Consider the following 545-nt stretch of genomic DNA (forward strand, 5'->3'; position numbering starts at 1 on the left):
GCTTGCAAAGCAGGCGCTCTACCAACTGAGCTAAACCCCCAAAAAGAACTCAAAATTTCTAGTCATGCTTCAAAAATATTTGATTTTGACTTTTGACTTTTGATTTTTGACTTCCTTCAGGTGGGCCATCCTGGACTCGAACCAGGGACCTCACCCTTATCAGGGGTGCGCTCTAACCACCTGAGCTAATAGCCCTTATCGAACCAAACCATAGTTTGAAAGCTTTACTTCAAGTCTGCGACCGACCTTGGGATAAACCGAAGTCTAGGTTTTTTGTCTAGGTCTTGATTTTTGACTTTTGACTTTTGCCTTTTGACTTGATTTGGGTCTCCCTAAAAGGAGGTGATCCAGCCACACCTTCCGGTACGGCTACCTTGTTACGACTTCACCCCAGTCATCAGTCCTACCTTAGGCATCCCCCTCCTTGCGGTTGGGGTAACGACTTCGGGCGTGACCAACTTCCATGGTGTGACGGGCGGTGTGTACAAGGCCCGGGAACGAATTCACTGCAGTATGCTGACCTGCAATTACTAGCGATTCCTCCT

General features: G+C 47.9%; 2 tRNA genes and 1 rRNA gene (1 of these 3 running past the window's edge). All 3 read right to left on the bottom strand.

The window, feature by feature from the left end:
- A tRNA-Ala gene (locus tag ACTIEV_RS15495) sits at positions 1 to 40 on the bottom strand (it extends 38 nt beyond the left edge of the window).
- A gap of 81 nt (positions 41 to 121) precedes the next feature.
- Positions 122 to 195: transfer RNA gene (locus tag ACTIEV_RS15500), tRNA-Ile, on the bottom strand.
- A 140-nt stretch (positions 196 to 335) separates the two neighbouring features.
- Positions 336 to 545: ribosomal RNA gene (locus ACTIEV_RS15505) — 16S ribosomal RNA — on the bottom strand; the annotation flags it as partial.

The organism is Sediminibacterium sp., from assembly GCF_051861365.1.
Lineage (GTDB): Bacteria > Bacteroidota > Bacteroidia > Chitinophagales > Chitinophagaceae > Sediminibacterium.